At 40.6% G+C, this 6,277-nt stretch carries 10 protein-coding genes; 6 read left to right on the forward strand and 4 right to left on the reverse strand.

Annotation, left to right across the window (positions count from 1 at the left end; translation table 11 throughout):
* Window positions 1-43: 43 nt before the first annotated feature.
* The 4 genes from H9648_RS19955 to gerQ all read left to right on the forward strand — a co-directional run bounded on the left by H9648_RS19955 (window position 44) and on the right by gerQ (window position 2,960).
* Window positions 44-820: a sporulation protein gene (locus H9648_RS19955; RefSeq protein WP_191755465.1), complete on the forward strand. Its 777-nt coding sequence runs from the start codon at window positions 44-46 to the stop codon at window positions 818-820.
* A gap of 78 nt (window positions 821-898) precedes the next feature.
* The gene (gene hemQ, locus H9648_RS19960) at window positions 899-1,642 is read left to right on the forward strand and encodes a hydrogen peroxide-dependent heme synthase (RefSeq protein WP_191755466.1); all 744 of its coding nucleotides are present in this window, start codon (window positions 899-901) and stop codon (window positions 1,640-1,642) included.
* 394 nt (window positions 1,643-2,036) lie between these two features.
* Window positions 2,037-2,468 carry a cell wall hydrolase gene (locus H9648_RS19965; protein ID WP_191755467.1) on the forward strand — a complete coding sequence of 144 codons (432 nt, stop codon included), beginning with the start codon at window positions 2,037-2,039 and terminating at the stop codon, window positions 2,466-2,468.
* 12 nt (window positions 2,469-2,480) lie between these two features.
* Window positions 2,481-2,960, forward strand: coding sequence for a spore coat protein GerQ (gene gerQ / locus H9648_RS19970; protein WP_191755468.1), 480 nt, complete (start codon window positions 2,481-2,483; stop codon window positions 2,958-2,960).
* Window positions 2,961-3,030: 70 nt separating this feature from the next.
* Here the strand turns inward: gerQ and H9648_RS19975 are convergent, their stop codons facing one another.
* Both H9648_RS19975 and H9648_RS21035 read right to left on the reverse strand, forming a co-directional pair.
* Window positions 3,031-3,402 (reverse strand): DUF423 domain-containing protein, encoded by a 372-nt coding sequence (locus tag H9648_RS19975; RefSeq protein WP_191755469.1) that lies wholly within the window; start codon window positions 3,400-3,402, stop codon window positions 3,031-3,033.
* Between the two features lie 115 nt (window positions 3,403-3,517).
* On the reverse strand, window positions 3,518-3,745 hold the full coding sequence (locus tag H9648_RS21035; protein ID WP_191755470.1) for a YvrJ family protein: 228 nt from the start codon (window positions 3,743-3,745) through the stop codon (window positions 3,518-3,520).
* A 210-nt stretch (window positions 3,746-3,955) separates the two neighbouring features.
* On the opposite strand from H9648_RS21035, the gene H9648_RS19985 reads away from it, so the two are divergent.
* On the forward strand, window positions 3,956-4,126 hold the full coding sequence (locus tag H9648_RS19985) for a hypothetical protein (RefSeq protein WP_191755471.1): 171 nt from the start codon (window positions 3,956-3,958) through the stop codon (window positions 4,124-4,126).
* A gap of 301 nt (window positions 4,127-4,427) precedes the next feature.
* Here H9648_RS19985 and H9648_RS19990 read toward each other — a convergent pair whose 3' ends face one another.
* Both H9648_RS19990 and H9648_RS19995 read right to left on the reverse strand, forming a co-directional pair.
* The gene (locus H9648_RS19990; RefSeq protein WP_191755472.1) at window positions 4,428-4,754 is read right to left on the reverse strand and encodes a YwdI family protein; all 327 of its coding nucleotides are present in this window, start codon (window positions 4,752-4,754) and stop codon (window positions 4,428-4,430) included.
* Window positions 4,755-5,029: 275 nt separating this feature from the next.
* The gene (locus H9648_RS19995) at window positions 5,030-5,260 is read right to left on the reverse strand and encodes a hypothetical protein (RefSeq protein WP_191755473.1); all 231 of its coding nucleotides are present in this window, start codon (window positions 5,258-5,260) and stop codon (window positions 5,030-5,032) included.
* A 359-nt stretch (window positions 5,261-5,619) separates the two neighbouring features.
* Here H9648_RS19995 and H9648_RS20000 point away from each other — a divergent pair, with 359 nt between their 5' ends.
* A complete protein-coding gene (locus tag H9648_RS20000; RefSeq protein ID WP_191755474.1) occupies window positions 5,620-6,177 on the forward strand; it encodes a beta-class carbonic anhydrase in 558 nt (185 codons plus the stop codon).
* Window positions 6,178-6,277 lie beyond the last annotated feature (100 nt).

Raw genomic sequence — 6,277 nt, forward strand, 5'->3', positions numbered from 1 at the left:
CCTTCCGTAAAATTGTTTGAAAAATGTTGAGGAGGAATTATACATGTCTTTTGTAAACCGTATGTTAGCTTCTGTAGGAATTGGATCAGCAAAGGTAGACACCATTTTAGATAAAGATACGTACTCACCTGGTGAGAGCATTACAGGAAAGATTAGAATCGAGGGTGGTAAAATCGATCAAAACATCGATCACATCACACTTTATGTTATGACAGAATACTATCGTGAAGTAGACGATAAAAAAGTGCGAGATACTGCAGCGATTGAAAAGACGAATGTAACGAGCTCACTTGTGGTAAAAGCAGGCAGTCAGCAAGAGATTCCGTTCTCTCTTAAACTTCCATATGATGCGCCGTTAACTCTTGGCCACACGCCGGTATGGATCAAAACTGGCCTTGATATTCAGATGGCTGTAGATCCAACAGATAACGATCAGATTCGCGTACTGCCAGATAGTGAAACATTTGCGATCTTTGATGCGATCGAGCAGCTTGGATTCCGCCTTCGAAAAGCATACTGCGGTTCTGCACCGCGTTACATGCGCCGCAGACTTCCGTTTTTACAAGAGTTTGAGTATGTGCCAACTTCAGGAGCATATGCTGGAAAGCTAGATGAGCTTGAAGTGATCATGGTTCCACAAACAGACAGCATCGAGCTGTTCTTAGAAATTGATAAAAAAGGAAAAGGATTGTTCGGCATGCTGTCTGAAGCGATGGACATGGATGAGACGAAAGTTCGCCTCACACTGTCACGCACTGAGCTTCGAAACCCTGCTGGTGTTAAAAGTAAGATCGAGCAGTTGCTTCGTCAATACAGCTAATCCCTCCTTTTTGGATTCGTCCCTACTTATGGTATATTTGTAGGGACGTGTTTATATCTAGCAAGGAGTGAATAATTGATGAGTGAAGCAGCGATTACATTAGAAGGCTGGTATTGCCTTCATGATTTCCGTACGATGGACTGGGCCGCTTGGAAAACGCTTTCCGGCGACCAGAGAGAATATGCGATCAGTGAATTTTTGACGTTCCTTGAGAAGTGGGAGAACGTAGAAGCAAACAAAGTGGGCAGTCATGCTCTCTATAGCATCATGGGTCAAAAAGCTGACTTTATGATGATGCTTCTTCGTCCGACGATGGAAGAGCTGAACGAGATCGAAAATGCATTTAACAAAACAGCATTCGCGCAATATACAGTAAAAGAATACTCTTACGTTTCTGTTGTCGAGCTAAGTACGTACAATCCGCAAAACGAGAGCGGCGAGATGGATCCAATGATCAAAGCTCGTCTGTTCCCAGAGCTGCCAAAATGGAAGCATGTTTGCTTCTATCCGATGGACAAGCGTCGTGATGGCGAGGATAACTGGTACATGCTGCCGATGGAAGAACGCAAGAAGATGATGTACTCTCACGGCATGATCGGCCGCGGTTATGCAGGGAAAGTGAAGCAGATTATCACTGGTTCAGTTGGTTTAGATGATTGGGAATGGGGCGTAACGCTGTTCTCAAACGACATGCTTCAATTCAAAAAACTCGTATACGAAATGCGCTTTGACGAAGTAAGTGCGCGCTACGGCGAGTTCGGATCTTTCTATGTTGGAAACATCCTTACAAAAGAAGCAGTGCCCGCTTATTTGCAGGTTTAATGATTGAGATGACTCGTTCAATGGCGAGTCATCTTTTTTGTTTTTGTCGAAACTTTGATAAATTTTTTTATCCGTGAATTTATTAACTTTATCCGTGAAATTATGCATACTTACCGTGAATAAAAAATGGATTACCGTGAAATTAATTGCTAGAGGTTGCCCCATTTAAACATTAAATCTATAATGTTTTTTCCACAAGAACATACCTTCCACTCTACTGATTCTTTCATTGCTGATTAGAATCAATTTATCACCATACCCTCATAAATGCCCAAAAACATGAAATTCCCATCCTATTTTTGGTCTAGTTTCCCAAAACAGCTCATACACATATATCGAATGTTCTGTTTCCCTGCTTGTACACCAAGATTAACAATATAGAGGGGGAAGGCAATTGGCAGTCATTAAGGCTACAAATAAGGATATTGACTTGCTGGCACGTCTCATACGTGCGGAAGCTGAGGGTGAAGGTGACCAAGGGATGCTCCTTGTTGGTAATACCGGCGTAAATCGAATTCGCTCCAACTGCCTTGATTTTAAAAATATTCGTACGATGCAGCAGATGGTCTTTCAAAGACCTGGAGGATTTGAAGCAACGATCAAAGGATATTTTTATCAAGGTGCTAGAGAGAATGAAAAAAGGTTAGCGAGAAGGGTTATTAACGGGCAGCGCTTCCACCCTGCCAGAAATTCGTTATGGTTTTTCGATCCAAAAGGGGCTTGTCCGAAGACTTGGTACAATCAGCCTCACTCGGGCAGCTTCAAGGCTCACTGTTTTTATCAGCCAAAACAAAGCGATTGTCCAAATGTGTTTAACACCTTTTAGGGAGGTTTGTTGATGAACAACTTTAATCCGTACGGCCAAGAGTATTATCGGGCTCAGAATGGAATGGGTATGATGGGTGGCGGCATGGGAGGAATGGCAGGCATGGGGGTTCCTCAAGACATGGCACAAAGTCAGCAGGCACCAGGAATGGGCGGCGGCCCTCTGCAAGATATCGGTGCACCTGGGCAGCTTCCGCTCGAGCAGTCCTACATCGAAAATATTTTAAGGATGAACAAAGGGAAAGTTGCAACCGTTTATATGACTTTCGAGAACAATGAAAAATGGAACGCTAAGGTTTTTAAAGGAATCATTGAAGCCGCTGGCCGTGATCATATCATCCTTAGCGATCCGCAAACAGGTAAACGTTATCTGCTATTGATGGTGTATGTAAACTATGTCACGTTTGATGAAGAGATCAATTATAGCTATCCGTATGGTACGCAACAGCAGCAACAGCAAGGCGGTCAGATGTCACAATACAGCCCTCGTTGATAGATATTATTCCTGTCTGGTTCAGGCAATTATGAAAATGGCGCCCTCTAATTTAAGAGAGCGCCTTTTATTATGCTTTTACAACTGCGATGATCAGCAGAATCCAACCAACGATAAACGCTACGCCGCCAAGCGGTGTGATAGGACCAAAGAATTTCATCCCTGTCGTTGAGAGAGCATATAGACTTCCTGAGAAAAGCAGTATGCCGATAAAGAACGACCAACCTGCTCCTGTTAATAGCGTTGAAGCTGGAAATTTACCAAGTAAAACGCCGACAACTAACAAAGCCAGTGCATGATACATGTGATATTGAACCCCAGTTTGGTACACATTTAGCATGTTCTTAGCATTTAATTTAGCTTCAAGTGCATGTGCACCGAAAGCTCCAAGCATAACCGCAAGCATCGCGTGAATCGCACCTAATATAAGAAAAAGCTTCATCCTGTTCCACTCCTGTTTTTCTTTTATCTTACCATTGAAAAACGACAATACAAAGGTTGCCACAGGATTGTAAAAATTTTGGCGGACGGGTTGTCCATGATAAAAAAGGCGAACGCTAACGTTTTTTTGGCTGACGTTCGCCGTCAAGCAATCGGACGTATTGATCGATCTTACGCTCAAGCTCTTCTTTTTCTACTAATTCAGAGTGAAGTTCGCGGATGATTCCTTCTAAGCTCTGAATACGCCTCTCAAATTGAAAAAGCAAGTAGCCCGCAATGACGATAGGAAAGCCCACATTGCCGAGGAGATTAACTAAGTTTAACCATTCACTTGCTCCGACCATTTCCATTCACCCCTCATTTTATTATCGAACAAAATAGAACGTATGTTCGTAAATTTAGTATAAAGCGAACGGAGTATATTTACCATCATTCCTTTCTCATATTTTCATTTTGATTCGAATGACCTATACAAAAAAGAGGTTTAAATAAATGAGGTAGTGGAATAAAAAAAGTAAGACAGAAAAAAATTACATAAGAGGAGGAACAATAAAATGGAACTTCTTATTACAATGATATATACAATTTTTGGTTTAGCTGCTCTAAGTCTAATCGCAACAGTGACTGCCATTTATTTTTCTAATAAAAAGATTAACGAAAAAATTGAAATCGCAAAACGTAGAGATGCACGAATGGAACACCAGAATACGTATGTTTCGATCTAACAGCGCTGATAATGGTGCTGTTTTTTTTGTACATATTTCACCCAAATATTTTTGCACTTGAAAGTAGTTGATTTCCTATACAATCAACTTCAAGAGAAGAGCTTTGCGGAAATAAAGGGAAAACTCGCGGGATTATTGTACAAACTCGCGGAATTAACCTTGATTCTCGCGGGATTATCGAAAGAATTTCAGGAATTCCCTCTCCTCCTACCCACCACTAGTCCTCTCAACCCCATTCAAACCTACATAAAAAAGAAAAACCCACTCAGAAAGAAAGAGCAGGTTTTCCAAAAAACTGGCATTAAAAATCAAAAATAGAGTCTCCGTTGCCGTCTTTTTCGTCTTGATCGTCATCATCATAGTCCATATCATAATCCATCATGGACTTTTTGTGTTTTTTTGGCGGAGGTGCGGTCACTAGGTTGGTTGGCTTTTGAACGGGATATGACGGTACCCACCCTTTCACGTCAACAGCTGTATCATCCTCGTCCGCTTCTAACATTAATTCGCACAATGTTTGGATGGCTGATACATGCTCGCGCAGTTTTGGCGAGTTCTCATCTAACACTTTCATCTCAGCAACATGCTTTTCTATTTTCTTTGCAAACTGACTTACTGATATATTCATCGGTTTCACCACAATTGTTTTTTTCTTATTCTATCAAACCCGTACACATAAATAAAATGAATGCCAAAAAAGACAGCTCGAACAAGCTGCCTTTTGCTCCAAATTCCGCTCAAGTATATTCATACACTAGCACACGAACGGTGATCCTGCCGCGAGCATGATAGTGAATGCGAAAAATAGCTCTATTTATTTTTTTGCAGCAGACCCCCTTCTTTTTCCAAATACATTCATTTCACATACTTCACTTCATCAATACAAGCTTCACTCTATGTAATCTATGACGTATCTACCCAACTGAAATTCTGATTATTGAAAGGCACGGCAATTGCAGATATAACTTCCGATGCATTCTTGTTGCTCACTTCGCCATACGAAAAGAAGTTTACACCAGATTCATTCGCCATCATAACTTGTCCCGTTTTCGGCATAGAAACTGACACCATGTAATTCTTCATAACCGACCCCATTAACAGCAGAACCCAAAGTACATACGTCATAACTTCCATCTTCCCTACCCCTTTCAATTTCCGTTAATTTGTACCGATCTATTTAAACCCTACTTTACTGGCAAGTATTTTTCTTTGTTTCATCCTCCCTTCGACTTACCAATGTATGTGGTGTTAATTGCGATTATACGTACCTTTTTATAAAATGTTTGTCACAATGTGCTTTTGTTTTAAAGTTTCTATCAACAAAAGATTCGCTTCAGGTACAAAAAAGAGCAGATTCGGCCCACATTTTTGTATAATAGTGAATATAGAAGTGAATATGTTAGCGAGTTTAAGCTGAATATGATAGAAAAAGACGTATACTTCTAAATCTTTTTATTCATTAATTATTTTCTGTAGAAACAAGGAGGAGAATCATGTCCGTACTTAACGAAATCTTAGCGTTCAATCACCAATTTGTTGAAAACAAAGAATATGAACCTTTCCAAACTACTAAATTTCCTGATAAAGGACTTGTTATCGTGTCTTGTATGGACACGCGCCTGACTGAATTATTGCCAAGTGCAATGAATATCAAGAATGGTGATGTAAAAGTTATTAAATCGGCTGGAGCGGTTATCTCCCACCCATTCGGTTCTATTATGAGAAGTATCCTTGTGGCCATCTATGAACTAAAAGCTGAAGAAGTTATGGTCATCGGTCACTATGACTGTGGAATGAGCAATGTAAACGCAGATGGTTTACTTGCCAAGATGAAAGACCGCGGCATTGAAGAGTCAACGTTTGACACATTAAAATATTCTGGACTCGATTTAAAGAAATGGGTTCAAGGATTTGCAAGTGTTGAGGATTCTGTGAGAAACAGTGTGAAGCTTGTAAAAAATCACCCGCTGCTTCCTGAAGATATTAAAGTACACGGTCTCGTTATCGACCCTGCTACAGGAAGACTTGATCTTGTGGAACGCGGAGAATAGAAACATAAAAGGCAAAGCGCATCTTGATATGCTCCCCTTTAGGTAGACAGATGAAATAAAAAATCTGTTTATCTTAAGGGGAGTTTTTTTATGGGGTATT

The sequence above is a fragment of the Fictibacillus norfolkensis genome (assembly GCF_014836645.1).
Taxonomy (GTDB): Bacteria; Bacillota; Bacilli; order Bacillales; family Fictibacillaceae; genus Fictibacillus; species Fictibacillus norfolkensis.

Excerpts from the sequence above, each read along its gene's own strand:
- H9648_RS19955 (WP_191755465.1), top strand. The coding sequence starts at position 44 with ATGTCTTTTGTAAACCGTATGTTAGCTTCTGTAGGAATTGGATCAGCA.
- hemQ (WP_191755466.1), top strand. The coding sequence starts at position 899 with ATGAGTGAAGCAGCGATTACATTAGAAGGCTGGTATTGCCTTCATGAT.
- gerQ (WP_191755468.1), top strand. The coding sequence starts at position 2,481 with ATGAACAACTTTAATCCGTACGGCCAAGAGTATTATCGGGCTCAGAAT.
- H9648_RS19975 (WP_191755469.1), bottom strand. The coding sequence starts at position 3,402 with ATGAAGCTTTTTCTTATATTAGGTGCGATTCACGCGATGCTTGCGGTT.
- H9648_RS21035 (WP_191755470.1), bottom strand. The coding sequence starts at position 3,745 with ATGGTCGGAGCAAGTGAATGGTTAAACTTAGTTAATCTCCTCGGCAAT.
- H9648_RS19985 (WP_191755471.1), top strand. The coding sequence starts at position 3,956 with ATGGAACTTCTTATTACAATGATATATACAATTTTTGGTTTAGCTGCT.
- H9648_RS19990 (WP_191755472.1), bottom strand. The coding sequence starts at position 4,754 with ATGAATATATCAGTAAGTCAGTTTGCAAAGAAAATAGAAAAGCATGTT.
- H9648_RS19995 (WP_191755473.1), bottom strand. The coding sequence starts at position 5,260 with ATGGAAGTTATGACGTATGTACTTTGGGTTCTGCTGTTAATGGGGTCG.
- H9648_RS20000 (WP_191755474.1), top strand. The coding sequence starts at position 5,620 with ATGTCCGTACTTAACGAAATCTTAGCGTTCAATCACCAATTTGTTGAA.